This is a genomic window from Streptomyces sp. YPW6, assembly GCF_018866325.1.
In the GTDB taxonomy this organism is placed as follows: Bacteria; Actinomycetota; Actinomycetes; order Streptomycetales; family Streptomycetaceae; genus Streptomyces.
Genome location: NZ_CP076457.1, coordinates 355,278 through 379,950, shown reverse-complemented (window position 1 = coordinate 379,950; position 24,673 = coordinate 355,278). Strand labels below are relative to the sequence as shown.

Annotated in this window: 18 protein-coding genes and 1 pseudogene; 5 read left to right on the top strand and 14 right to left on the bottom strand. The window is 75.1% G+C overall.

All coding sequences use genetic code 11. From position 1 onward, the window contains the following. Positions 1–2: 2 nt before the first annotated feature. The 3 genes and pseudogenes from KME66_RS01665 to KME66_RS33745 all read left to right on the top strand — a co-directional run bounded on the left by KME66_RS01665 (position 3) and on the right by KME66_RS33745 (position 5,080). On the top strand, positions 3–1,478 hold the full coding sequence (locus KME66_RS01665) for a nitroreductase (protein ID WP_253208199.1): 1,476 nt from the start codon (positions 3–5) through the stop codon (positions 1,476–1,478). After that, positions 1,475–3,214 (top strand): ABC transporter ATP-binding protein/permease, encoded by a 1,740-nt coding sequence (locus tag KME66_RS01660; protein ID WP_216318091.1) that lies wholly within the window; start codon positions 1,475–1,477, stop codon positions 3,212–3,214. The genes KME66_RS01665 and KME66_RS01660 overlap by 4 nt, the downstream gene beginning before the upstream one ends. After that, positions 3,211–5,080: pseudogene (locus tag KME66_RS33745) on the top strand (ABC transporter ATP-binding protein). The gene KME66_RS01660 and the pseudogene KME66_RS33745 overlap by 4 nt, the downstream one beginning before the upstream one ends. Here the strand turns inward: KME66_RS33745 and KME66_RS01645 are convergent. The 3 genes from KME66_RS01645 to KME66_RS01635 all read right to left on the bottom strand — a co-directional run bounded on the left by KME66_RS01645 (position 5,052) and on the right by KME66_RS01635 (position 10,405). After that, complete coding sequence (locus KME66_RS01645) at positions 5,052–7,517, bottom strand: SpoIIE family protein phosphatase (RefSeq protein WP_216318083.1); 2,466 nt, start codon at positions 7,515–7,517, stop codon at positions 5,052–5,054. The pseudogene KME66_RS33745 and the gene KME66_RS01645 overlap by 29 nt on opposite strands. Positions 7,518–7,723: 206 nt before the next feature. After that, positions 7,724–8,992, bottom strand: coding sequence for a glycoside hydrolase family 26 protein (locus tag KME66_RS01640; RefSeq protein WP_216318080.1), 1,269 nt, complete (start codon positions 8,990–8,992; stop codon positions 7,724–7,726). A 123-nt stretch (positions 8,993–9,115) separates the two neighbouring features. Beyond that, positions 9,116–10,405, bottom strand: a complete 1,290-nt coding sequence (locus KME66_RS01635; protein ID WP_216318076.1) for a cytochrome P450 — start codon at positions 10,403–10,405, stop codon at positions 9,116–9,118. 233 nt (positions 10,406–10,638) lie between these two features. Here KME66_RS01635 and KME66_RS01630 point away from each other — a divergent pair, with 233 nt between their 5' ends. Continuing rightward, positions 10,639–11,115: a tyrosinase cofactor gene (locus KME66_RS01630; protein WP_216318072.1), complete on the top strand. Its 477-nt coding sequence runs from the start codon at positions 10,639–10,641 to the stop codon at positions 11,113–11,115. Positions 11,116–11,134: 19 nt separating this feature from the next. Beyond that, positions 11,135–11,998, top strand: a complete 864-nt coding sequence (locus KME66_RS01625; RefSeq protein ID WP_073223610.1) for a tyrosinase family protein — start codon at positions 11,135–11,137, stop codon at positions 11,996–11,998. A gap of 68 nt (positions 11,999–12,066) precedes the next feature. Here KME66_RS01625 and KME66_RS01620 read toward each other — a convergent pair whose 3' ends face one another. The 11 genes from KME66_RS01620 to KME66_RS01570 form a co-directional block, all read right to left on the bottom strand. Next, a complete protein-coding gene (locus tag KME66_RS01620; RefSeq protein ID WP_073223608.1) occupies positions 12,067–12,351 on the bottom strand; it encodes a chaplin in 285 nt (94 codons plus the stop codon). Positions 12,352–12,490: 139 nt separating this feature from the next. After that, on the bottom strand, positions 12,491–13,639 hold the full coding sequence (locus KME66_RS01615) for a GNAT family N-acetyltransferase (RefSeq protein ID WP_216318070.1): 1,149 nt from the start codon (positions 13,637–13,639) through the stop codon (positions 12,491–12,493). After that, positions 13,636–14,313, bottom strand: coding sequence for a YveK family protein (locus KME66_RS01610; protein WP_073223604.1), 678 nt, complete (start codon positions 14,311–14,313; stop codon positions 13,636–13,638). The genes KME66_RS01615 and KME66_RS01610 overlap by 4 nt, the downstream gene beginning before the upstream one ends. Beyond that, the gene (locus tag KME66_RS01605) at positions 14,310–15,446 is read right to left on the bottom strand and encodes a glycosyltransferase (RefSeq protein ID WP_216318068.1); all 1,137 of its coding nucleotides are present in this window, start codon (positions 15,444–15,446) and stop codon (positions 14,310–14,312) included. Before KME66_RS01605 ends, KME66_RS01610 begins: the two co-directional genes overlap by 4 nt. Continuing rightward, positions 15,443–16,255, bottom strand: a complete 813-nt coding sequence (locus KME66_RS01600) for a polysaccharide deacetylase family protein (protein WP_216318067.1) — start codon at positions 16,253–16,255, stop codon at positions 15,443–15,445. Before KME66_RS01600 ends, KME66_RS01605 begins: the two co-directional genes overlap by 4 nt. Then, on the bottom strand, positions 16,245–17,957 hold the full coding sequence (murJ, locus tag KME66_RS01595; protein WP_216318065.1) for a murein biosynthesis integral membrane protein MurJ: 1,713 nt from the start codon (positions 17,955–17,957) through the stop codon (positions 16,245–16,247). Before murJ ends, KME66_RS01600 begins: the two co-directional genes overlap by 11 nt. Beyond that, the gene (locus KME66_RS01590; RefSeq protein ID WP_216318063.1) at positions 17,954–19,312 is read right to left on the bottom strand and encodes an O-antigen ligase; all 1,359 of its coding nucleotides are present in this window, start codon (positions 19,310–19,312) and stop codon (positions 17,954–17,956) included. Before KME66_RS01590 ends, murJ begins: the two co-directional genes overlap by 4 nt. A 2-nt stretch (positions 19,313–19,314) precedes the next feature. Next, entirely contained in the window at positions 19,315–20,640 is a 1,326-nt protein-coding gene (locus KME66_RS01585; protein ID WP_253208198.1) for an exopolysaccharide biosynthesis polyprenyl glycosylphosphotransferase, read from the bottom strand. Between the two features lie 152 nt (positions 20,641–20,792). Next, entirely contained in the window at positions 20,793–21,959 is a 1,167-nt protein-coding gene (locus KME66_RS01580) for a glycosyltransferase (protein WP_216318060.1), read from the bottom strand. 431 nt (positions 21,960–22,390) lie between these two features. Beyond that, a complete protein-coding gene (locus KME66_RS01575; RefSeq protein ID WP_216318058.1) occupies positions 22,391–23,440 on the bottom strand; it encodes a polyprenyl synthetase family protein in 1,050 nt (349 codons plus the stop codon). Beyond that, entirely contained in the window at positions 23,437–24,624 is a 1,188-nt protein-coding gene (locus KME66_RS01570; protein WP_253208197.1) for a tetratricopeptide repeat protein, read from the bottom strand. The genes KME66_RS01575 and KME66_RS01570 overlap by 4 nt, the downstream gene beginning before the upstream one ends. Positions 24,625–24,673: the final 49 nt, after the last annotated feature.

The window sequence follows — 24,673 nt, the reverse complement described above, 5'->3', positions numbered from 1 at the left end:
CCATGACCGACACGCCGGACCGAGCTGCCGCGGCCGTTCGCGGGGCGGGCGCCGTCCTGCCCGCCGCACCGGACCTCCTGCGCACCGCGCTCGCGGACGCCCGGTCGCCGCGCGTTCCGCGACTGTCCCCGTACGTTCCGGAGCGCCCGTCCCCCTGGATCGGCCCCGTCGCCGCGAACGCCGGTGAGCCGGGGCCCGGGATCGACCTGGACCGAGTCCTGCGGCTCTCCCTGGCCGCCCCCGCCGGCACACCGGGGCGGCTGCGCCCCGTTCCCTCGGCGGGCGCGCTGCACCCGGTGCGCGCCCATCTGCTGCTCGGGCCGGGGTGTTCGCTGCCGTCCGGGCGCTACGCCTACGACCCGCGTACCCACCGCGCCCACCGGCGCGGCCCGGCCCCCGACGGGGCACCCCCGGGCGCACTCGTCGTCCTCACCGCGGCCGCGTCCCGCACCGTCGCCCACTACGGCCACCGGGCCTGGCCGCTGCTGCTCCTCGACACGGGCCATGCCGTCGCGGCCCTCGCGCTGGCCGGGGCCGCCACCGCCGATGTGCTGGTCTCCCTCGACGCGGACGGCGCGCTCCTGTCCGCCGCCGCCGGACTCCCCGGCGCCCCGGACTGGCAGGACGTCTGGCCCGGCACGGAGCCGGAACTCCCGCTCGCGGCCGTACGGTTGACGGCCCAGGGCGGGCCCCTCGGGTCCGCGTCGGCGCTGCGCGCCTGGGCTGCTCTGCCCCGCGCCTCGGCCCCGGCGCCGCGGCCCGGGGCGGACACCGCACCGCCCCGTGAACTCGCCCACGCACGGCACCTGTTGCACCACATCGCCGGAGCACCGGGGCGACCCGGTGGCACCTGGCATCCGGCCCGGCGTCCCGGGCAGGTGACCGACGAGGTGCTGGCGGCGCGCCGCAGTGCCCCGCCCGAGGACCTGAACCGCCCGCCCGGGAAGGAGCCGCTCGCCCGGATCCTGGCCGCCGCCCGGAGCGTGCGGCCGGAAGGGCCCGCCTGGACGCTCGCCGTGGGCGGTGCCACCCCGGCCCTGTACACAGCGGTTCCCGGCGGGCCGGGCCTCGGCGTCCGTGCCGTGGGCGACGCGCGCCCCACCCTCGCCCGCTGGGCCTCGGGCCAGCGGTGGATCGGCACTGCCGGGGCGGTACTGCTCGCCCACGGCTGCCCCGACGACGCCCCGCGGGCCACCGTCCGGGCCGGCCACCTCGTCGCCGGATACGCGGCCGGCGCGGCCCAGGCGCACGCCACCGCCCTGGGCCTGCGCTCACGCCCCATCGGCTCCTGGCAGCAGGCCGACCTGGGCGCGGCGCTCGGCGGCCCCCCGGGGCGCGACCCGATCGTGCACGGTCTCGCACTGGGCGCACCCGCGCCGACGGCGACCGCCCCCGCCGCGACCGCGTCGGCCCTGACGCCGCCCACCCCCGCACCCGCCGCCCCGGCGGCCCCGTCAGGCGAGGAAGAACGCCCATGATGCTCCACCCCGAACTCCTGCGCGCCGCGCGCACCGCGCGCCGCCCGCTCGGCCTCGCCACCGCACTGCTCGCGGCGGTCACCGCCACCCACCTCGCCCAGGCCGTCCTCCTCGCCCTCGTGCTCTCCCGGATCGCGCAGGGGAGGACGGACCACCTCGCACCCCTGCTCACGGCCGTGACCGGCATCGTGCTGCTCCGCGCCGCCCTCGGACGCGCCCAGCGCCTGACCGCCGTCACGGCCGGCGCCACCGTGCGGGTGAGGCTGCGCGACACCCTGCTGGAGCGGCTCGGCGCGCTCGGCCCCACCGCGATCACCGGTGCGCGGGCCGGAGCCGTACGGGCCACGCTGGTCGACGGGGTCGAAGGCGTCGACGCGTACATCTCGCGCTACCTGCCGCAACTCCTCGTCACCGCCGCCGCACCGCCGCTGCTCCTCGTCGCCGTCGCGCTCGTCGAGCCGTACGCCGCTCTCGCCCTCGGGCCCGCCCTGCTCCTCGCCCTCTTCGGGCCGCGCCTGTGGGACCGGCTGCTGGCGCGGCGCGGAAAGGAGCACTGGGACTCCTACGAAGCCCTCGCCGCCGACTACCTGGAGGCGCTCCAGGGGATGCCGACGCTGCGCAGCACCGGTGCCGTCGGCCGCGTACGGGAGCGGCTGGAGCGGCGCTCGGCGGCCCTGCACCGCAGCACCGTCGCCAAACTCCGGGTCTCGCTCGTCGACACCGGCCTCACCGATCTGGCCGTCCAGGGCGGCACCGCCGCCGCCGTCCTCGTGGCGTGCGCCTCGGCCGCCTCCGGGCGTACCGCCGCCACCGGCACCTACCTCCTGCTCCTGCTCGCCTCCGAATGCTTCCGCCCCGTCCGCGACCTCTCCCGTGAGTGGCACGCGGGCTACCTCGGGGTGTCGGCGGCCGACCGCATCGCCGGCCTGCGCACCGCCGAAGCCGCCGTCCCGGACCGGGGCACCGTGGCCGCCGCCTGGGAGACAGCTCCCGGCATCCGTTTCGAGGACGTGCACTTCACCCACCCGGGGGGCGCCCGGCCCGCCCTCGACGGCGTGTCCTTCACCGCCGCGCCCGGGCGCACCACCGCCCTCGTCGGCCCGTCCGGCGCGGGCAAGTCGACCGTGCTGAGCCTCCTGCTGCGGCAACGGGACCCGGACGGCGGACGCGTGACCGTGTCGGGGACGGACACCGCCGCGTACACCCTCGCCTCGCTGCGCCGGGGCATCGCCGTGGTCTCCCAGGAGACCTACCTCTTCCACGCCACGATCGCGGAGAACCTGCGCATCGCCCGCCCGGCCGCCACGGACGAGCAACTGCGCACCGCCGCGCGCACCGCCGGGATCGACGAGGAGATCGCCCGGCTCCCGGACGGTTACGCCACCCTCGTCGGTGAACGCGGTGCCACGCTTTCCGGTGGACAGCGCCAACGGATCGCCCTGGCGCGGGCGTTGCTGTCCGACGCCCCGGTCCTGGTCCTCGACGAGGCCACCAGCGCGGTCGACGAACGCGGCCAGGCGCGCATCGTCCGGGAGCTGGCGGCGGCCGGCCGGGGCCGCACCTGCATCGTCGTCGCCCACCGGCTCGACGCCGTCCGCCACGCCGACCACATCGTCGTCCTCGACGGGGGCCGTGTGGCCGCCGCGGGCGACCACACCACCCTGCTCGCGGGCGGCGGCGTGTACGCCTCGCTCGTCGCGGCCGGACGCACCGCACAGGAGGAGCGCGCCGCATGAACCCGAACCCGACCCGGCCCCCGGCCGGCGCCCTGCGCTCGCTTCTCCCGGTCCTCGGCGCGCACCGCGCCACCGTGCTCCGTACCTGCCTGGCCGCCCTCGTCGACCAGGCCGCCCTGGTGGCCCTGGTCACCCTCGCCGCGTACACGGTCGGCACAGCCGTCACCCGGCACCAGCCACCCGCCCCCGGGACCGTCGCCCTCCTGATCGGGCTCGTCCTGCTCCGGGCCCTGGCCACCTGGCGTGAGATGGACCTCTCGCACGACCTCGCCTACCGGGTCCTGGCCGAACTGCGCGTCCGGGTCTTCGACGGGCTGGCGCGCAGTGCCCCCGCCCGGATCGCGGGCCGGCGCAGCGGCGACCTCGCGGCCACCGCCCTCGGGGACGTCGAGGCACTGGAGTTCTTCTACGCCCACGCCATCGCCCAACTGCTCGCCTCCGGTGCGGTCTTCGTGGTGGCGGCGGCCGTGCTCGCGGCTCTGGGGCCCTGGCTGCTGCTCGCCGTCGTACCGGCCGCCCTGCTCCTGATCTGGTCGCCCCTGGTCGAAGCGCGCGGCCGGGCCGAACGCGGGCACCGCACCCGCGGCGCGCTCGCCGAGTTGTCGTCGGAGACCGTGGAGAGCGTCGACGGGCTGCGCGAGCTCCTGATGACCGGTTCGCTGAACCGCAGGCGGGCCCGGCTCCGGTCCGCCGGGCGGCGGCTCGCCCGCGCCCAGCGCGCCGAACAGTCGTGGGAGACCGGCGCGGGCGCGGCCCGCGACCTGCTGGTCGTGACCGCCGTCATCGGGGTCGTGTCCGCCGCCGCCCACGCCGCCTCCGACCAGCGCCTCGACGGGGCGTGGGCCCCGGCCGCCATGGCGCTCGCCCTCGGCGCCCTGGCCCCGGTCGCGGAATCGGCGGCCGCGCTCGGCCGGGCGGGTGGCCTGCGCGCCGCCGCGGCCCGGGTCCGGTCCGCCGTCCACGCCCCGCGGAGCGCCTGCCGCCACCGACCCCCGCCCCCTCCCACCGGGCCCGCTCGGCCTGCGGCTGCGCGGCGTACGGTTCGGGTACGGGGGAGGGACCGTACTGGACGGCGTCGACCTCACCGTCCGGCCGGGTGAGACGGTGGCCCTCGTCGGAGCGTCCGGGGCCGGCAAGTCGACCTGCGCCCATCTCGTGGCCCGCTACTGGGACCCGGCCGAAGGCGCCGTGGAACTCGTGCCCCCCGCCCCGGCCCACCCCGTCGGCCTGCGGGACCTCGCTGAGGACGACCTGCGTGCCGCTGTGTCCGTGGTGGGGCAGGAGGCCCCGCTCTTCCACGGCACGCTCGCCGAGAACCTCCGTCTGGGCGCCCCCGGGGCGACGGCGGACGAACTCGACGCGGTGGTCCGGATCTGCGGCGTCGACACCGTCGCCGACGCCCTGCCCGACGGCCTCGACACCCCCGTCGGCGAGCGCGGCGCGACCCTCTCCGGCGGCCAGCGTGCCCGGGTGGCCCTGGCCCGCGGCCTGCTGAGCGGCCCGCGCGTCCTCGTCCTGGACGAGACGACCGCCCATCTGGACCACCGGGGCGACGCGGAACTGGCCCTGGCCCTCGCGGCCGGCTCCGCCACCCGGGCGACCCTGGTGATCGCCCACCGCCCGGCCACCGTCCGCAGAGCCGACCGGATCGCGGTCCTGGACGGCGGGCGCATCGTCGAGGAGGGCACCTGGGACGAGCTGATCCGGGCCGGCGGCGCCCTGACCCGCCTCTTCGCCCGCGAGCGGATGGCGGCCCCGGACCCTGAGGCACCCCGCCACCGGACGGCACCCGACCAGGAATCGGGGCCCGCCCCCCGGTCCGCGAGCGACGCGGTGCTCAGGGAACCGGCTGCTCCGCCCAGATGATCTTCCCCCGGGGCGTGTAGCGCGTGCCCCACCGGTGGGCGAGCTGCGCGACGAGGAACAGGCCGCGCCCTCCCTCGTCCGTCGTCCTGGCGTGCCGCAGCCGCGGTGAGGTGTTGCTGGCGTCGGACACCTCGCAGGTCAGCGCCGACTGGAACAACAGCCGCAGCCGGACCGGACCGGAGGCGTACCGGATCGCGTTCGTCACCAGCTCGCTGACGATCAGCTCCGTCGTCATCGACAGTTCCTCCAGCCCCCACGCCTCCAGCCGGCGGGACACCTTCGCCCGGATCTCGCCGACCGCCGCCGGGTCCACGGGCACGTCCCACGACACCAGATGCTCCGGGCTCAGGACGTGCGTCCGGGCGAGGAGCAGCGCGATGTCGTCCGGCTGCGGTACCGGGAGCAGCTCCTTGACCACCGCCGGACACAGGTCCTCCAGCGGCAGGCCGCCCCGGGACACCTCCCGGCTCAGCCGCTCCATGCCGCCCTCGACGTCCCTGTCGGTCCCCTCGATGAGCCCGTCGGTGTAGAGCCCGAGCAGGCTCCCTTCGGGCAGGAGGATCTCCAGCGACTCGAAGGGCAGCCCGCCGAGACCGAGCGGCGGCCCCGGGGGAAGGTCGGGAAAGGAGACGGCCCCGTCCGGGGCGACGACCACCGGCGGAGGGTGGCCTGCCCGCGCCATCGTGCAGGCGCCGTTGGTCGGGTCGTAGACGGCGTACAGACAGGTCGCCCCGACCACCGTCGAGCCGCCCCGCTCCGCAGGACCTCCGGCACGCTCCTCCTCGCTGAGCCGCAGGACGAGATCGTCCAGGCGGGCCAGCAGCTCGTCCGGCGGCAGGTCCATGTCGGCCAGCGTCTGTACGGCGGTACGCAGCCGCCCCATGGTCGCGGCCGCCCCGATGCCGTGCCCGACGACATCGCCGATGACCAGGCCCACCCGGGCCCCGGACAGCGGGATCACGTCGAACCAGTCGCCGCCGACCCCGTCCTTCGCGTCCGCCGGGAGGTAGGACCACGCCACGTCCAGCGCCGTCCCGCCGCGGAGCGTCTGCGGCAACAGGCTCCGCTGGAGGACCAGGGCCGCGGTGTGCTCCCGGGTGTAGCGGCGGGCGTTGTCCACGCACACGGCGGCCCGTGCCACCAGCTCCCGGGCGGGCGCCACGTCGTCCTCGTCGAACGGCACCGGGTTCTGCGAACGCATGAAGGTGGTCAGCCCCAGCACGGTGTCGCGGGCCCGCATGGGGACGCAGATCAGCGAATGCAGCCCGAACTCCCGGATGCGGGCGGCCCGCGCCGGGTGCTCCTGCGCCCACCCGTGGCTGTCCGGGTCGAGCGCCGGCAGCAGCACCGGGGCGCCCGCCAGCAGGAAGTGCGCGTCGTGCGGCGGCGGCACGAAGTCGACGGCCTCCCCGATCCGGACGACCGCCTCCGGACAGCCCTCGCGCACCGAGCTCATGCCCGCCCGGCGCATGGCGGGCCGCTCGCCCTCGGCGGGTGTGGCCGACCCGGGCCGCTCCCCGCCGAACGGGTTCTCCAGCAGGTCCACGAAGACGAAGTCCGCGAACCGGGGCACCGCGAAGTCGGCGAGTTCCTGCGCCGTACGCTGGACGTCCAGGGTCGAGCCGATGCTCGCCCCGGCCTCGTTGACCAGCGCGAGCAGCCGACGCGCGTTCCACCGGTCGGTGACGTCACGGACCATGTAGCCGATGCCGATCCGCCGGTCCTGCGCGTCGGCCAGCGGGAAGAACGAGCTCGCGTACGCCCGTCGGCGGTGCGGATCGGCCCAGCTCCAGCCCAGGTACTCGTAGTCCGTGACCGCCTCCCCGGTCGACAGGACCTGCCGCATCAACCGCTCGATGGGGGCCGCCAGGGCCGCGGGCAGAACATCGCCGGGCCTGCGCCCCAGACGCTGCTCGCGCGGTACGCCGCCGAACCGCTCCAGGGTGTCGTTGAGCCAGAGATAGCGCAGGCCGGGGTCGAGCACGGCCATCCCGACCGGGGACCGGGCCATGAAGTCGTCCAGCACGGACCCGCTCATCGTCCAGTGCGGGGTCAGCTCCCGCCCGGACACCAGGAAGACCTCCTGCCCGGCGATCCGGAAGGAGGCGGTGACCCGCACGTCGACGTCCAGGGACCGGCCGTCCCCGCCCCGCAGGGCGACGAGCCCGCTCCACGCCGAACCGGCGCGGCAGCGCGCGGCCACCGCGGCCGTCCGGAGGGGGTCCGGCGAGCCGGTCAGCAGGAGGGCGGCGGACCGGCCGACCACCTCGGCCGCCGGATACCCGAGCAGGGCCTCGGCCCCGCGGGTCCAGCCGATGACCGTGCCGTCCCCGGCGATCACGGCGGCCGCGTCGTCGGCCCTCCGCGCCGGTCCCCGGCCGTCCCCGGAGGGCAGCGGGCCGGGCTCCGCCGGGAAGCCCTCATCGGCGGATGCCATTGCACCTCACCACCCTCTGTAGGTTTCCATGGTCGCGCGTCGCCCCGGACCGCGCCCGGTGCCGCGTGCGCGGTCCGGGCGCGGTTCCCGTTCGGCGGCGTGACGGGCGGGACATGGCCGCCTGGGGGCTCGTCCCCCGCTGGACCCGTGCGGGTGGTCGGCTCCGGCCTCCGACGGGAGGACCGGAGCCGCTCTCCTGCCCGGGGTCAGAAGCGGAAGCAGATCTCGCGCTCCGGCAGCCACGGCCCCAGCCATTCGGCGGACGGCAGGGTGATGCACCACGTGCGGTCGGGCGGAGTGCCGGGCCCCGGCGGCGTGGGCGAGGGCGAGGGAGCCGTGGGCGGGGACGGCTGCGCGGACGGCGGAACGGTCGGCGACGGACTCGGGTCCGTGGGAACGTCCGTCGGGGTCGGGGTCGGGGTCGGGGTCGGGGTCGGCGACGGGTCGGGCGCGGGCTTCCCGGGCGCGGCCATCTCGGTCATCATCGTCCGGAACACCTTCGAGGACCGCGGATTGCTCCCGCACCGCCAGACACCGTGCGGGCAGTAGTCCGTGACCGTCTGGTAGAGCGGCTCGTGCCGGTCGATCCACTCCAGCATCCGCCGCATGTACTCGGGGTTGTCGCCGTTGCGGAAGAGCCCCCACTCCGGGAACGAGATGGGCTTGCCGCGCTCCGCGGCGAAGTCGACGTGCTTCTGGAGTCCGTACGGGTCGGTGACCTGGTCGTCGAAGGTCTCACCGGGAGGCTGGTCGTAGGAGTCCATCCCGATGATGTCGACGACGTCGTCGCCCGGGTAGCACTCGGTCCACGGCACCGCGTCCCGCCCCCGGCTCGGCGTGAAGTCGAAGCGGAACTCCTGACCGGGCGCCGCGCGCATCGCCGTGACGATCCGCTCCCAGTACGCCTTCCAGGACGTGGGGTCGGGACCGCACCGGTGCGTGTACGTCGTGCCGTTCATCTCCCAGCCGAGCACGATCACGGTGTCCGGTACACCCAGATCCACGAGGCGCTCGGCGAGCCGGGTGAAGTGCTGGTCGAAGGTGCCCGCCGCTCCGGCCCGGAGCAGGCGACGGACCTCGTTGTCCGGGACCCCGGCCTCGTTGCGTTCCAGCATCGGGACGTTCAGGACGAACATCCGGTCCGGGTCCGCGCGTTTCCAGTCCGCCCAGGTGTCGAGGAAGTCGGGGGAACCCTCGATGTTCACCCACAGATCGCCCGGCAGATACGTGTGCCCCACCCGCAGCTCCGCCCCGCCCAGCCAGCGGGAGAACTCGGCCATCCTGCGGATCCCGGCGGGCCCGTAGTCCAGGTACGCCCCGTGCGCCGTACCGCTCACCCTCCGCGGCCCCCCGGGGGCCGCGCCGTCGACGGAATCGGTGCCCGGTGGCGACTGGCCCGCGATGCCGCCGCCCGCCAGCAGGCTGAGAGCAAGCGCCGCGATACACGAAACGAAGAGTCGGCGCTTGGCCGGCATTGCTCCTCCTGGCTGTGATGAATTCCGGTCCGTTCGGCCCGGTGGGGAGAGCGTTTCATCATCATGCCCCGGAGGCATGCGGGGGGAGTCCATTTATCGTATTCGGCGTTGCGGACGTGCCGTTCAGGTGAATGTTGGGCCGAAGGTGAACGGTAACGAGCCGACCCGGTTGTCGAAATTCGAATCGACCAGTCCCGGGTCGCCCAGACCGCCCATGACGGGGCGTCGGTCGATCAGTTCCCGGAACAGCGCGGTCATTTCGAGGCGGGCCAGATGCGCACCCAGGCAGTGGTGCGGACCCCCGCCGCCATATCCCAGATGAGGATTGGGCGAGCGGGTGATGTCGAAGCGATCCGGATGGGTGAAAACAGCCTCATCGCGGTTGGCGGACGCGTGGATGAGTGCGACTTTCTCGCCCGGCAGGAATGTGCGACCGCCCAGGGCGAATTCGGCGGTGACCGTCCTGCGGAACTGGATGATCGGAGTCGAATGCCGCACGATCTCGTCGACGGCCCCGCCGATGTACCGGTCGAAGTCGGACCGCAGCAGCTCCCGCTGCTCCGGATGCCGGTCGAGCAGGAACAGCCCGTGCGCGATGGCGTTGCGGGTGGTCTCCACCCCGGCCACCAGCAGCAGCGAGAAGAAGGCGCCCAACTGCCGCCCCGACAGCGCCTCGCCGTCGATGTCCGCACACACGAGCGCCGAGACGAGGTCGTCCCCGGGGTGACGGCGGCGCTGTGCGGCGAGCCTCCCCATCACCCACTGCATCCGGGCCAGGGAGGCCAGCCCGCGCCCCGGGATCCGGATCCGGGCCCGCCCTCGCCGCTCCACGCCGACATGCTCCGAGGCGTGGTCGATCTGCTCGGCGATCCGCGCCCGGTGGGCCCGCGGGATGCCCATCAGGTCGCAGATCACCTCCAGGGGCAGCCGCGAGGCCGCCGACAGCACGAAGTCCCGCGGCCGCTCGGCGATCAGCTCGTCCACCAGCCGCTCCGCGAGCCGCCCGACGTTCTCCTCGACGCCCGCCAGCAGGCGCGGGGTGAACCGCCGGGAGACGATCCGGCGCAGCGCCGCGTGCTCCTGCCCGTCCATGTTCACCATCGAGTTCCCGAACAGCGCCTTCGCCCAGCCGGCCGGCTCCGGGGTGGTCACCCCGGGCGCGCTGGCGAACACCCCGGGCGTACGGCTCGCCGTCCGCACGTCGGCATGGCGCACCAACGCGTGGAACGGCTTCCCGGCGGTACGCGCCGTACCGGGCCGGGGCGTGAACAGCACCGGCGCGTCCAGCTCCCGCAGCAGGGCGAAGGCCCGGAGCCGCTGGGGGCGCGGCAGCCGCCAGAACGCCGGGTCGGCCAGATCGACGTCCGCCGCGCGCAGCACGGGATCCCCGGACGACTGGTACGGAACGGTCATGCCCACCACCTCCACGATTCGCCAAGCCATGGTCCGGCCGGCCGGCCACCGCAGCTCCCACGACGCGGCCCGTCACCGCCGAACGCCCCGCACCCTCACGCGTTTGCCGGAACGAGGCCGCCGCCGGTGCGCCCGTACGCCGCACGCACGAGAACTGTTTCGCCACCGCCTCGTTGTCAACATCGCCATCAGAAGCACCTCGGACGAGTTAACGAGAGGCAGGCAGTCACCTCATGAGCCCCACCCCCGCGAAACCGGGCGGCGCCCCCATCCCCTCCCGCCGGACCGTCCTGCGCGGAGCCTTCACCGCCGCCGTCGTCACGGGTACCGCCGGCGCCCTGTACCCGCTGCTCCGCCACGAACCGGCCGGCGCCGCCCGGCCCGCGCCCGGACCCGGCGCCGGATCCGGCTCCCGGGCCACCACGGAGGAGTTCACCGAGATGTACCGGGGCCGGGAGATCCGGGGGACGGCGACCGCCGTCCTCCCCGCGGAGGCCCCGGGCGGCGACCGGATCGCGGGCGCCGCCGAGCCGGTCGCCGAGATCCGTATCGACGGCAGGCCGCTGCACGTCATGAGGCGGGCGGACGGCACCTATCTGAGCGACGTCCGGCACTACGAGTCGTATCCGACGCTGCTGGAGACGGCCCGCGCCGCCGTCGACGAACTCGGCTCCGCCCGGCTCGCACCGCCCGCCGCGCACCACATGTGAACCAGGAGGACCAGCACCGGTGTACACCCGCAAGAACCAGCGCGACCTCACGCGCACCGAGAAGCGCCGGCTCATCGACGCGATCCTGAAACTGAAGCGCTCGGGCCGCTACGACGACTTCGTCGTCATGCACCGGGAGTACTACGTCATGGACACCGAACACCGGCCGCGCCCGGCGCACATGACCTCCTCGTTCTTCCCCTGGCACCGCCAGTACCTGCTGGAGTTCGAGAAGGCCCTCCAGCGCGTCGACGCGGGCGTGAGCGTCCCCTACTGGGACTGGACCCAGGACAACGAACCGACCTCGTCGCTCTGGGCGGAGGACTTCCTCGGCGGCGACGGGAGGCCGGGCGACCGCCGGGTCACCACCGGTCCCTTCGCCTACGCGACGGGCAACTGGAGCGTCGGCAGGGGCGTCACCGACGAGCACTACCTCACCCGCAACTTCGGCAGGCCCGGAAGGGACCCGGTCTCCCTGCCCACCGGGGACGACGTGGCACGGGCACTGAAGGACCCCGTCTACGACACCGAGCCCTGGAACAGCGTCAGCACCGAGGGCTTCCGCAACCGGGTCGAGGGATGGGGCATCCGGGGCGTGCGCGCGGTGGGCCTCCACAACCGGGTCCACCAGTGGGTCGGCGGGCCGATGGCGGGCGCGGCCTCCCCCGAGGACCCGGTGTTCTGGCTCCACCACTCCTTCATCGACCTGCTCTGGGACCGCTGGCGCACGGCGCACCCCCGGTCCGCCTATCTCCCGGGCCGCAAACCCGCCTCACCCGGCCCCGAGCGGGACTACGTCTTCGGCCTCGACGAGGCGATGCCCCCGTGGGGCGTGACCCCGAGGAAGCTCCTCGACCACGGCAAGATCTACCGCTACGCCTGAGACCGGACGACGGAACGGCCGGCTCCCTCCGCACGGAGGGAGCCGGCCGTTCGGTAACCGCAGGGAGATCAGCGGCCGTAGCCGTAGTCGCCGCCGGTGTCGTGGTGGCCCTCGGAGACGTTGGCGCAGGTGTTTCCGAAGGTCGGGTTCAGCAGACCGATCACGTTGATCGTGTTGCCGCAGACGTTCACCGGGACGTGCACGGGAACCTGGACGGCGTTGCCCGAACCGACCCCGGGGGAGCCGGCGGCGAGGGCCTGCGCACCGGCGTCCGCGGACGCCATGCCGGCGCCGCCGGCGATGAGGGCGCCGGTGCCGGCCATGACAGCGGCGACCTTCGTCATACGAGACATGGAGAACTCCTTGTAAAGAAGGGGGTTGTGCTGCGGACACGAGGTCCGCACCCCCTGACAACGCGGAAGACGCCGGTCGGTAACGGATCTGCTCACAGGTGGTACCTCCGACGCCGCCGTCCGGCGTACACCCCGCGTGTCACCGTCCGACCAGGGGCAGTCCCGACAGCCGCTCGTGCCAGTCCCGCGCCGCGGGGAACCTGGCCTTGACGGTCTCCGCCGCCCGCTCCCGCACCGCCACCTGCGACTCGCGCAGCCGCAGCAGCGGCTCCAGACCGGGCCGGGCCAGCAGCAGCCGCTGATTGACCACCGGCACCGGCCCCCAGTGGTTCTTGTAGCTCTCCGCACCGCGCAGCAGGCTCAGCACCGTACGCCCGCCGTCCGCAGCCTGCTGGGAGACCTCGCGCAGCAGCATCGTCGACACGTCGACCTTCCGCGCGCGCAGCACCGGATCCGCACCGTACAGATAGCCGCCCGTCAGCGGCCCCGACTGCAACGACAGGTTGGACGCCACCACCTCGCCCTCCAGCCGGAACTCGGTCAGGGCCGCCGTGCCGTCCCCCACCATCCGTCCCACCGACCGGATCAGATGGTCCGAGAACCGCGCCCGGAGGTGTTCGGGGTTGACCGTCCGGCCCTCCCACTGACGCTCGTGCAGCCGCAGCAGTGTGCCGATCGCGGCGGGCACCGCGTCCCGCGGAACGCGATGCGCCTCGATGCCCAGGGCGTCGACCTTGCGCAGCTTGGAGCGCAGCCGCTGGCCCCGCGAGCCCGTCAGCCGCGCCACGCGGTCGTCCAGCGGCTCGGCGGGCAGCTCCATGCACGTCGAGTCCGTGAGCCGGCTGCGGGCCCCCGGCCACCGTCCGAACAGCAGTTGCGCCGACGCGTCCGGCCGGACCTCCCGCAGATCCACCACGGTGTGCCGGGCCGCCCGGTCCAGACCGCGCCCCAGGGCCCCCACGGCGTACCCGGCCTCCTCCTGGTCGAGGAGGATGTCGAAGAAGTCGGAGACGGCTCCGCCCATCGGGACGAGCAGCGGCATCGGACGGTGCACCAGCATCAGCGGCGCCGCCCCGATCAGCCGCCCCGCCCGGCGGACCAGCAGCACCCGCAGCCGGCCCTCCTGGCCGTAGGACATCCACCACGAGTGCAGCCAGGCGTGGCTCTGGAACGGGGTGGGCGTGGCGCAGCGGCGGTGCAGCGCGTCCCACTCGCCGGCGAGCGCGCCGAACTCCCGGAAGTCCCGGCACAGCGTCACGGTCAGGCTGCCCGCCCGTCGCGCCGTCATCGGACGAGCTCCCGCTCGTCCTGGTCGGCGCCGGCTTCCCCGGCCGCCGGACCGGGCACCTGGGCCGCGACGCTCCAGCCCTCCCGGCGGGGCCGCACCAGCAGGACGAGACCGCCCAGCAGGCCGCCCGCCGCCGCTCCCACCGCGGCGCCCAGCGGCACCGACGGCGAGACGGGCCGGTCCGGCGTCATCGCATGGGTGAACTTGATCAGCTTCACCCCGGTGTCCTTGGAGACATGACCGCTGCTCACGATGACGGCCTCGATCACCGCGTTGGCGATGTCGGCCGCCTTGTGACGGTCCGAGGACGTGCCCGTCACGGAGATCATCGGCGAGTCGGGGGAGGTCTCCGACGTCACGTGGGACCGCAGTTCGCGCACCGTCTCGCCCGCCGCGCCCTGCGCGTACGAGAGGGTCGCGTCGCTCGTCGTCAGCCGCCCGTACGACTGGGCGTATCCCAGCGCTGCCGAGGGGTCCGTCTCGCCCTCCGCGACCGCCATCGCATAGCTGGTGGCCTCGTACTGCGGAGTGGCGAGAGCGCCGTACGCGAGCCCGGACGCGGTGCCGATCAGCACGCTGACGGGCAGCGGCCACCAGTGCGGCAGCCGGGTGAGGGCGGTACGCAGCCGACGGACGACGACGACGTGTCGCTGCGGCTCGGGTGAGTCGGTCATGAGAGGGCTCTCCGGTTCGGTGGGGCGGTGTCGAGGGCGTACGCGTACACGTCCATCAGGCGCTCGCTGCTGCGCCGGATGTCGTAGTGGCCGACGGCCCGGGGCGGCGGCCGGCGGTCCGGTGCGGCCTGTATCAGCTGCCGCAGCCGGGCCGTCAGTTCCTCGGGGCTCCCGGCGATCCGGGTCGCGCCCGGGGCGTGGGCGGCGGGCAGGTCGTCGATGGCCGGGCAGGCGTCGTGGAGGACGGGCAGTCCGGCGGCGAGGGCCTCCACCGCGGCCAGCCCGAAGGACTCCTCGCGGGACGTCGAGACGAAGGCGTCCAGAGCGCTCAGCAGGGCCGGAACCCCCGGTACCGGCCCCGTCCCGTCCTCGTCGCACTCCCCGAGGAACCGGATCCGGTCCACCGCTCCCAGACGCAGGGCCAGTGACCGCAGCGCACCGGCCTCGGGCCCGTCCCCGGCCAGCAGCAGCCGGGCCTCCGGCAGGGCGGCGACCGCGCGGATCAGCACGTCGAACCGCTTGCCCGGCACCAGCCGCCCCACCCCGCCGACCACGAACGCGTCCTCGGGGAGGTCCAGCGCGCCCCGGACCTCCGCCCGCCGCCGCGCGTCGAAGCGGAACCGGTCCGCGTCGATGCCGTTGGGCACCAGCCGGATCCGGTCGGCGGGCACCCCCCAGTCCCGCAGTCGGCCGGCCACGGTGGAGGAGACGGCGACCGTCGCCGCGCCGAGCCGCTCGGTGGAGAGGTAGAGGGCGCGGATGGACCGGGTGAGCGGCCGGCCCTCGATCTCGGCCCGCCCCAAGGAGTGCTCGGTCGCCACGGCGGCCCGCGTCCCGGCCAGGCGGGCCGCGATCCTGCCGTACACACAGGCCCGGTAGAGATGCGTGTGGACCAGGTCGTAGCGGCCGTCCCGGATGAGCCGGGCGAGGCGTCCGACGGCCGACAGGTCCCGGTTCCCGCGCATCCCGAGGTGCGCCACCCGGATCCCGTCGGACCGCAGCTCCGCCGCGACCGCCCCCGGGTTGGTGAGCGTCACCACATCGCACTCCACGGGCAGATGGCGCAGCAGCAGGCGCAACTGCCGCTCGGCGCCGCCGACCCCGAGACCGGTGATGACGTGCAGCGCCCTCACCGGGGACCGCCCGCCCGCGCCGGCCCGGCGGTCCGCGCGCCCGTGCCCGGCACCGCCACCTGCCGCAGTCCGTGCCGCAGGTCCTTCGCCCACAGCCGCACCCCCCGGTCCGCCTGGCTGATGTGGGTCCGGGGCAGGGCGAACCGGCTGAGCAGCGGACCGGGGGTCAGCGCACACGCGTAGCCGTAGCCCGCCCGGCGCGCGGCGTCCGTGACCCGGCGGTCGAGGAAGCCGTACGGGTAGCAGAAGCCTTCCGGGAGCGTGCCGGTGAGCTCGCCGATCAGCTCCCTGCTCCGAGCGGTCTCGCGCCGCAGTTCCTCGTCGCAGAGCTCCGTCAGGTCCTGGTGGTACAGCCCGTGCGAGCCGACCTCCATGCCCGCGGCGGCGACCCGCCGGACGTCGTCGTGGGTGAGCAGCGGCTTGCGCGGGCCGAGCGGGTCCCACTCGTTGACCCCGCCGGGCCGGCCCGGCAGGACGAAGACCGTCGCCCGGCAGCCGTGCTTGCGCAGCACGGGCAGCGCCTCGTCGAGGAAGTCCGCGTACCCGTCGTCGAAGGTCAGGCCCACCAGGCCGCGCCGCCCCGCCGCCCCCGCGCGCAGCAGCTCCGACACGCCCACCCCCGTCAGCCGCCTGCTGCGCAGCCAGGACAACTGCTCGTCGAGGCGCTGGGGGGAGACCGTGATGCCGTACGGATCGTCGCTCGGGTCCGTCACCGAGTGGTAGGTGAGGATCCACGGCGGACGGCGGGTGTGCGGGCGGAGCCGGGACGAGGGGGCGTCGGCGCGGTGTGCCGAGGACTCAGCGGCCATCGAGGAACCTCCGTCGGGTGAGTGCCAGCAGGGAGACGACCTCGGGCGAGCGCAGGGCGAGGCCGGTCAGGAAGAACACGGCGGGGACGAGGAGACAGCCGGCGGCCAGGCTCAGCACCGGCTCGGACACGAGCGGGGCGCACGCCCAGCCCGCCGCGCCCGCCGCCAGCGACGCCCCGGCGAGCCGGCTCAGCGAGAGCGTCACGTCCCGGGCCCTGATCGGCACCACGCGGGTGCCGAGGCCCATCAGGAGCAGCAGGGCCGTGGCGCTGATCCCCAGCGCGTTGGCGGTCGCGATGCCGTCCACGCCGAAGCGGTACGTCAGCGCGTAGCCGGCCCCCATCGTGACCAGCAGTCCGGTCCCCATCGCGAACGCCGGGAACCAGGTGGGCCGCCCGGACGAGAAGAACGGCCGGCTCAGCGCGCCGACCAGGCAGTGCCCGAGCAGGCCCAGTGCGTAGACCCGCATGACCTGGGCGGTCGACGCGGTGTCCGCGGCGTCGAACGCGCCGCGCTGGAAGAGCACGTCGATGATCTGGGGCGCGTAGCCGAGCACGACCGCCGTGCCGAGCAGCACCACCAGTCCGGCGAGACCGAGGTCCCGTTCGACCCGCCGCCGGGCCTTCTCGTGCTCCCCGGCGGCCATGGCCTGGGCGACGACCGGAAAGGTGACCGTGCAGATCATCAGCGACAGCACCATCGGCATCTGCGCGACCTTCTGCGCGTAGTTCAGATGCGAGATCGCCCCGGCGGGCAGGGTGGAGGCCAGGAACCGCTCCACCAGCACCTGGGACTGACGGCTCACCACGAACAGGACCACCGGGGCCAGCACCGCGAAACCCAGCAGCGGAGCGCCGCGCACCGCCCGCCGCCTCGGCCGTCCCCGGCGTGGCAGCCGCGGCCGGGCGAGCGGTACCAGCCGCAGGAACACGGGGAGCTGGGTGAGGATCATGAGCGCACTGCCCACCGCGACACCCGCGGCGGCCGCCCGCACCCCCCAGGCCGCGTGCAGGGCCAGCGTCATCCCGATGATGCCGAGGTTGTACGCGACGTAGACCCCGGCGGGCGGCAGGAAGCTGCGGTGCGCGCGCAGCGCGGCGCTGAAGTAGCCGGTGATCCCGAAGGTCAGCACGGTGACCGCGGTCAGCCGGGTGCAGTCCACCGCGAGCCGGGGATCGGCGAGCCCCGGGGCGAGCACGCCCACGACCCACGGCGCTCCGGCGATGAGCAGCGCCGCGCCCCCGGAGAGCAGCAGGAACAGCCGGGGGAGCGTGGCCGCCACCAGGTCCCGTACGGGGTCGGCTCCCTCCTCCGCCCCGCCGCGGGCGCGACGGGTGAGGGCGAGACTGAACGCCGGGACGAGGAGGAGCGCCATCCCGTCCTCGATCAGCAGCGTCGCCGCCATCTCGGGCACCGTCCAGGCGATCAGGAACGCGTCACTCGCGTCACTCGCCCCGAAGTACCGGGCGATGGCCTGGTCCCGCACCAGACCCAGGACGGCCCCCAGCACGGTCAGCACCGCCGTGCCCGCCGCCGCCCGCGCGAGGAAGGCCCCCAGCCGGGGCGCCTCGCCGCTCTCCCTCTCCGCCGCGCCGGTCCCCTCCGGACCCGCCCCCGGCGCCGGGAGGAGCGGCGGAGCCGGGTTCGCCGCCGCGTCCGCCGGCCGCGCTCCGGCCTCCGTGCCCGTACCGGACTCGCTCATGCGGCCCTCACCCGGTCCGGCTCGGCCAGCGCCCACCAGGCCGCCAGCCCCAGCACGACGCCGCTGAGCACCGTGGTGGGCCCGCCGATGTCCGCGTACAGGAAGTTGACGCTCTGCCAGGTCATCAGGGCGACCGCCACCAGACCGCAGTCCAGGGCCGCGTCGCCGCGCGAGCGGGCGAGCCACAGCCGCCGGACCGCGCCGGCCAGGATCGCCGCCCAGCTGCCGACGAGCGCGGTCAGTCCGACGAGGCCCTGCTCGCCGAGGACGAGGAGATACATGTTGTGCGGGGACAGGAGGGCCTGCCGGCGGAAGTCCTGGCCCGCCCCGGCGGTGTCGCTGCCCGACGAGAGCCCGATCGAGGCGTGCGCGTCGCGGTGGTCGGGGAAGCCCTTGAGACCGACCCCGGTGACCGGCTGCTCGCTCCACATCGCGCCCGCCGCGCTCCACATCGCGTAGCGGTCGCTGACGGACCGGTCCGGGGTGCTGGTCACCCGGGTCACGCTGGCGGCCCGGTCCGCGATCATCTCGGAGCCGATGCCGAACCCGCCGACCAGCACCACGCCCGCCGCGCCCAGCACGGCCAGCGACGTCAGCGCCTGCCGCCGCCCGCTGAGCGCCAGGGCGACGAGCGCCGCGGCGGCCGTGGCGATCCACACACCCCGGCTGAACGACAGCGTCAGGGGCACGATCAGCGCGACGGCGAGAACGGCGGCGCACGGCCGGAGCCAGGCCGGGGCGCTCCGGGGCGTGCGCAGGGCGCAGGCCGCCGCCGCGAGCAGCCCGTAGGCGACCACGGTCGCCATGCCCATGATGTCGCTGGGCCCGAAGGTGCCGACCGCCCGGATGTCCTCGCCCATGTAGGACGCCCCGGTCCCGGTGACGTACTGATGGACGCCCGTGACGCCCTGGACGACGGCCAGGAGGACCAGCGAACCGGCCACCACCCGGAACCCGTACGCGTCCCTGAGCAGAAGGAACACCGCGGCCGGCACGAGGACGAAGACCTGGAGGTAGCGCACGAGCCCCGGCAGGGCCGCCGCCGGGTCCGCCGCCGTGACCGTGGCCACCGCGAAGGCCACCGCGGGCAGCCCCAGGACCAGCGCGGCGGTGGCGCTCAGCGGCCGCTGCCGCAGGTACAGCACCCGCCCCACGCACACGAGTACGGCGATCCCCGAGGCCACGTCGGCCGGGCCGCCCCCGCCGGAGGTCCCGTACGGGAGGGCGGGCAGCAGGACGGTCGCGACGAGGGGCAGCAGCGGCCAGCGCCACCGCAGGCCGCCCCACGGGGAGCGGGGGACGGCCCGCGCCTCGGCCGCCGGTGACGGCGCGGGCGGGGTCAGGACAGCGGTCATGGTCAGCTGCCTCCGAGCCGGAACACCGAACCCGCCGTCCGCGCCAGCACGCAGGCGTCCTGCCACAGCGACCAGGTCTCGATGTAGTGGTTGTCGAAGCGGGCCCGCTCCTCGATGGAGGTGTCGCCGCGCAGCCCGTTCACCTGGGCCAGTCCCGTGATGCCCACGGGCATCCTGTGGCGGGCCTGGTAGCCGGGGTGGGCGCGGCTGAACTGCGCCACGAAGAAGGGGCGCTCGGGGCGGGGGCCGACCATGCTCATGTCGCCGCGCAGGACGTTCCACAGCTGCGGCAGCTCGTCGAGAGACGTCCGGCGCAGCAGCCGGCCGACCCGGCTCAGCCGCCCGTCGGACGCGACGTTCCAGCGGGTCGCAGACTCCTGGACGTCGGCGGGGCGCAGGGTGCGGAACTTCAGCAGGACGAAGGGGCGTCCGTGCCGGCCGACGCGCTCCTGCCGGAAGATCACACCCGGTCCGTCGGACAGCCGCACGGCCAGGGCGCAGGCCGCCATGACCGGGGCCGCCAGCACCAGCCCGGCCGCGGCCAGGGCGGCGTCCACGGCCCGCTTCACCGCGTGGCCGAGCGGGCGGTCCGTCCCGTCGCGCAGCGGCCGGGCGGTGAATCCCCACAGATGGTCGGGCCGCCCGCCCGCCGGAGCCCCCGCGACGGTGCCGGGGCCGGTGATCAGCCACACCCGGCACCCCTGTCCGGCGAGCAGCGCGAGGAGAGCGTCCCCGTCCGGGACGGCCTCGGGCGGGGCGGTGAACACCGCGTGCCGCACGCTGTTCTGGACCACGGCCCGCCCCACCTCCTGGGGTGAGGCCAGGACCGGCAGCGGCGCGGCGTCGGCCCCTGTCTCCCGCTGCTCGTCCCCGGCCGCCGGGGCTGCCACCAGACCGACCGGCCGCAGGCCGTACGCGGGGTGGTCGTACAGCGCGGCCGTCACCTGACGGGCCGACGGCCCCTGGCCCACGACGAGCGTGGACTGCGGGCGGCGGACGGCGGCCCGCCGCCGCGCCCGGTGGACCGCCGCACGTCCGGCACAGGTCAGCGCGGTCTGCGTACCGGCCCCGTACGCCAGCACCGTCCAGCCGAACCCCTGCTGCGGGTCCCAGGCGTCCAGTACCTCCATGGTCGCGTACCACTGGAGGAGGGTGAGGCCGAGGAGCGCGGGCAGATCGGTGAGGACCGAGGGGGACAACCGCATCCGGTACAGGCCGCGCCAGGCGAAGAGCAGCACCTGCGCCACCGGCTGGACGGCCACCAGCAGCCAGGGCCACGCGACCGGGACCACGAGGGCGAACGTCACGGCCGGAGCGAGGGCGTCCACGCACAGGAGCGGAAGGGGACGGCCGTACCGTACGGCCCGGCGCTCACCCGGCCGCGCCTGCGCACCACCGCCGCTTCTTCGTGGCGGATGAACCGTGTGAGCCTGCACGGCTGTTGCCTGGCCGGCTCCGGGAACCGGTGCACTCTCCATCGTCATCGCTCGGTGCGCTTCCTCGTCGTGGTGCCGGACATGCCGACAAGTTCCTGGTAGAGACCGGCGACCGCGCCCGCGGTCCGCCGGACGTCGAACGTCCTCCGGGTGTGGCGCAGGGCCCGGCGGGAGACCGCCGCGCGCAGGTCCGGGTCGGTGAGCAGGGCGGTGAGCGCCGCGGCCAGCGCCGCCGGATCCTCCGGTGGTACGAGACAGTGGTCCTCACCACCGGGCGGCAGGCTCTCCCGCGCGCCGTTCACATCGGTGAGCACGACGGCGCGTCCGCAGGCCATCGCCTCCAGCGGGGCCAGGGCCATGCCCTCCCAGCGGGAGGGCAGGACGAGGACGTCCGCCGCGTGGATCCAGGGCCGTACGTCCTCGCAGGCCCCGGTGAACAGCACGCCCGGCGGGGCCGACGACTCCAGAGCGCCCCGGTCGGGTCCGTCGCCCACCAGGGCCAGCCGCGCCTCCGGCACCGCCATCCGGCTCCAGGCCCGCAGCAGGATGTCCTGGCCCTTCTGCCGGGTCAGGCGGCCGACGCAGACGACCAGCGGAGCCTCCCGGTCCGTGCCCTCCGGCCAGGGGAGGGCGGCGCGGGCCTGCGCCCGGATTGCGTGGTCGCCGGGGCGGAACCGGTCGAGGTCGATGCCGTTGTGGATGACCGACCAGCGGGCGGCGATGCCCGCCTCCTGCCCGGTGCGGCGCTCCGACTCGCTGACGCACAGGATGTGATCGGCCCAGCGTGCGCCGAACCGTTCCCAGCCCAGCGCGAACTCGGCGGTGCGCCCGCCGACGGCCTCGAACGACCAGGCGTGCGGCTGGAACACCGTGGGGATCCGGCCGCGTACGGCGATCCGGCCCGCGAGGCCCGCCTTGGCGCTGTGGGCGTGCAGCACGTGCGGGCGGCTCGCCCGGACGATCCGGCGCGCGGCCGTGACCTCACCGGCCAGCCGCGGTCCGGGGGCACGGGTGGCGGACCAGCCGTGGACCTCAGCACCCGCTGCCGCCGCCCCGAGCGCCAGCGGGCTGCCGGGGGGACAGGCCACCACCGGGCGCAGCCCGGCTCCGGCCTGGGCCCTGACGAGATCGGTGACGACCCGGGCTACTCCGCCGTCCACGGGCTGAACCAGATGAAGGACCGTCAGTTGTCTTTCTTCAGTACGACGCATGTGCAGCACGCACGGCTCTCTTCGCTCAATACGGTGAGTAAAGCCGAGGTGCACTTTGGCAGATATGTGGCGATATCGTGCGCGTGACTCGCTCATACGACCACATGGGGATTGCCCGTCCGAGTAGGCCGTCGGAGTGGCCGCGCGGCGGACCGGCGCAGGCCCGGGTGCCTTCGCGGGCAAGCGGCGGAAGGGCGTTCGGGGCGTGGGGCGCGGGGGCGGACCGGGTGTTCGGTGCGATGCCCGCCGGTTATACCGTCATCCTTTTCCGGGAAAGCCCACACCGCCGAACGCCGCATCGGATGGCGGCACCATCCACCGTCCGGCATGTCCGTTCCCGTGCCGCCGGCGACAAGCCCGGAGTGCCCCGGACGGGGTCCGGGGCACTCCGGGCGACGGGGCGGCCGGAGCGGGCCGAGGAGGCAGGGGTGTCAGCGGGTGCGGTCCGCCAGGTACGGGATCAGCGTGAGCAGGTCCCCTCGGGCCCCCTCGGCCAGCGGCACCCGGTCGAGGCACGCGCGGGCGGCGGCCAGGTGCTCGCGCGCCTCGGTGATCGTCGCCTCTCGCCCGCCCGCCTCCTCGGTCAGCTCCGCCGCACGCCGCGCCGCCACGTCGTCGAGCGGCCCGGCGGACGTGAGCAGCGCGTCGAGGCGGCCGGCCGCCGGACGGTCGGCGGACAGCGCCGCCAGCACCGGGTACGTCTTCTTGAGCCGCCGCAGATCGCTGTGCACGGGCTTCCCCGTGACCTGCGGATCGCCCCAGATCCCGAGCAGGTCGTCCACCGCCTGGAACGCCACCCCGACATGCCGCCCGGCCCGGTCCAGCGCCTCGGCGGTCGACGGGGGAGCACCGGCCAGCAGCGCGCCCGAGGCCGCCGCGCAACCGAGCAGGGATCCGGTCTTGTGGGTGGCCATCGCCCGGTACTCGTGCGGCAGGACGGCCCCCGGACCCGACCACGGCCGGGACTCGAAGAGCAGGTCCTGGGCCTGACCGTGCACCAGGTCGCCCAGCGCGCCCGCCAGTTGCCGCACCGCCGCGGGGCCGCCCGGCCCGGGTGCCTCCGCCAGCGTGGACACGGCGAGCGCGAACAGGGCGTCCCCCGCGAGGACGGCCGGGCCCGTCCCGTACGCCTTCCACAGCGCCGGCCGGCGGCGGCGGGTCTCGTCGCCGTCCATGATGTCGTCGTGGATCAGTGAGAAGGTGTGGATCAGCTCGACGGCCACCGCCCCCGGCACCGCGTCGGCCGCGCTGCCGCCCGCGGCCTCCGCGCCGAGCACCGCGAGCGCCTGGCGCACGCCCTTGCCCTGCGATCCGGGCAGCGGCTCGCCGCCGGTGCCGCGCCAGCCGAGCGAGAACGCCGCCGTCTCCGCGTGCCAGGGGTGCAGCCGTCCCACCGACTCGACCAGGGCCGGGCGCACCAGGTCGCGGCACCGGTCCAGTATCTGCGGCGCGCTCGCACGGCGGGTCGTGGAGGGCGTCATCGGCGCTCGTCCCGCCCGCCCGTGGCCGGCGGTTCTCCGCCGCCCGTGACGTCGAAGCCCGTCGCGGGTGCGCTCGTGACGTCCGTGCCTGTGACGTCCGTGCCTGTGACGTCTGTGCCTGTGACGTCCGTGCCCGTGACCTCCGCGCCCTCGACGCGGGGCTCCACGCCGAGCTCGGCGTACGCCTTCTCGACCATCTCCCGGGCGTTGAGCAGCCCGATCCGGCTCAGCCTGCCCCGCAGCCGGTCCAGGTCGGCGGCGGTGGCGTCGCGGTCGCGGCCGAGCCTGGCCCGTGCCTTCACCAGGCCGAGGGAGGCCAGTGCCTCGCCCCGCGGCTCGCCCATCGCGCGGAACTCCCCGAGCGCCTGCTCGTACACCGTGCGCGCTTCCTCGTACCGCCCGGCGCGGAACAGTACGTTGGCCCGCATCTTGTGGTTGTAGGCCAGGGCGCTGGAGAGGTTCATCTCGCGGCAGGTGACCTCGCCCTCGGCGAGCAGGTCCAGCGCCCGCCCGGTCGCCCCGTCCCGGAGGGAAACGATGTCGGCGATGCCGCGCAGCGCCCAGGCCCGGCCCCGGCGGTCGTCCGCGTCGCCCGCCAGGGCCGCCGCCTCCTCGAACATCTCCAGAGCGGTGTCCAGCGAACCCGTGTTGCGGTGGATCTGCGCGATGCCTTCCAGCGCCCAGACGGTGTGCCGGGCCTCGCCCCGGGCGCGGGCCTCGGCCAGCAGCTGTTCGTGCAGCGTGGCGACGGTCGCGTAGTCGCCCTGGATCCGCCCCGTCTCGGCGAGCCCGGCCAGGGAGTAGCCGCGGGCGACCACGTCGCCGCCCCGCTTCCCCAGCTCCGCGGCGAGGCCGAGCAGCCGGAACGCGAGGCGCAGCGCCCCGCGTTGACGTGCCAGCGTGCCGCCGCTCCACAGTGCCCAGGCCATGGCCCCGGTGTTCCCGGCCGACCGCGCCGCCCGGTAGCTGGCCTTCCAGGCCCGGTCGGCCTCCGCGACCTGGCCGAGCCTGCGGTGCGCCTCGGCCACGGCGAGGCCGGAGCGCGCCACGTCCTCCTGCGATCCGGACGACTCGGCCTGCCTCAAGTGGCGTACGCCCTCGGCCAGTACGTCGGTGAGAGAGGCGTTCACCGACATCTTGGTGAGAGCTCCCTGGTACTCGGGCGCCAGTGCCTTGGTCTGCATGGGTGCCTTCCGCGCGGTGCCGGGCCCGGAGCCGGACGGCTATACCCAT

Coding starts and splice junctions, on each gene's coding strand:
- KME66_RS01630 (WP_216318072.1), top strand. CDS start 10,639: ATGAGCCCCACCCCCGCGAAACCGGGCGGCGCCCCCATCCCCTCCCGC.
- KME66_RS01610 (WP_073223604.1), bottom strand. CDS start 14,313: ATGACCGACTCACCCGAGCCGCAGCGACACGTCGTCGTCGTCCGTCGG.
- KME66_RS01645 (WP_216318083.1), bottom strand. CDS start 7,517: ATGGCATCCGCCGATGAGGGCTTCCCGGCGGAGCCCGGCCCGCTGCCC.
- KME66_RS01640 (WP_216318080.1), bottom strand. CDS start 8,992: ATGCCGGCCAAGCGCCGACTCTTCGTTTCGTGTATCGCGGCGCTTGCT.
- KME66_RS01615 (WP_216318070.1), bottom strand. CDS start 13,639: ATGACGGCGCGACGGGCGGGCAGCCTGACCGTGACGCTGTGCCGGGAC.
- KME66_RS01570 (WP_253208197.1), bottom strand. CDS start 24,624: ATGCAGACCAAGGCACTGGCGCCCGAGTACCAGGGAGCTCTCACCAAG.
- KME66_RS01575 (WP_216318058.1), bottom strand. CDS start 23,440: ATGACGCCCTCCACGACCCGCCGTGCGAGCGCGCCGCAGATACTGGAC.
- KME66_RS01600 (WP_216318067.1), bottom strand. CDS start 16,255: ATGGCCGCTGAGTCCTCGGCACACCGCGCCGACGCCCCCTCGTCCCGG.
- KME66_RS01635 (WP_216318076.1), bottom strand. CDS start 10,405: ATGACCGTTCCGTACCAGTCGTCCGGGGATCCCGTGCTGCGCGCGGCG.
- murJ (WP_216318065.1), bottom strand. CDS start 17,957: ATGAGCGAGTCCGGTACGGGCACGGAGGCCGGAGCGCGGCCGGCGGAC.
- KME66_RS01660 (WP_216318091.1), top strand. CDS start 1,475: ATGATGCTCCACCCCGAACTCCTGCGCGCCGCGCGCACCGCGCGCCGC.
- KME66_RS01620 (WP_073223608.1), bottom strand. CDS start 12,351: ATGTCTCGTATGACGAAGGTCGCCGCTGTCATGGCCGGCACCGGCGCC.
- KME66_RS01580 (WP_216318060.1), bottom strand. CDS start 21,959: ATGCGTCGTACTGAAGAAAGACAACTGACGGTCCTTCATCTGGTTCAG.
- KME66_RS01665 (WP_253208199.1), top strand. CDS start 3: ATGACCGACACGCCGGACCGAGCTGCCGCGGCCGTTCGCGGGGCGGGC.
- KME66_RS01590 (WP_216318063.1), bottom strand. CDS start 19,312: ATGACCGCTGTCCTGACCCCGCCCGCGCCGTCACCGGCGGCCGAGGCG.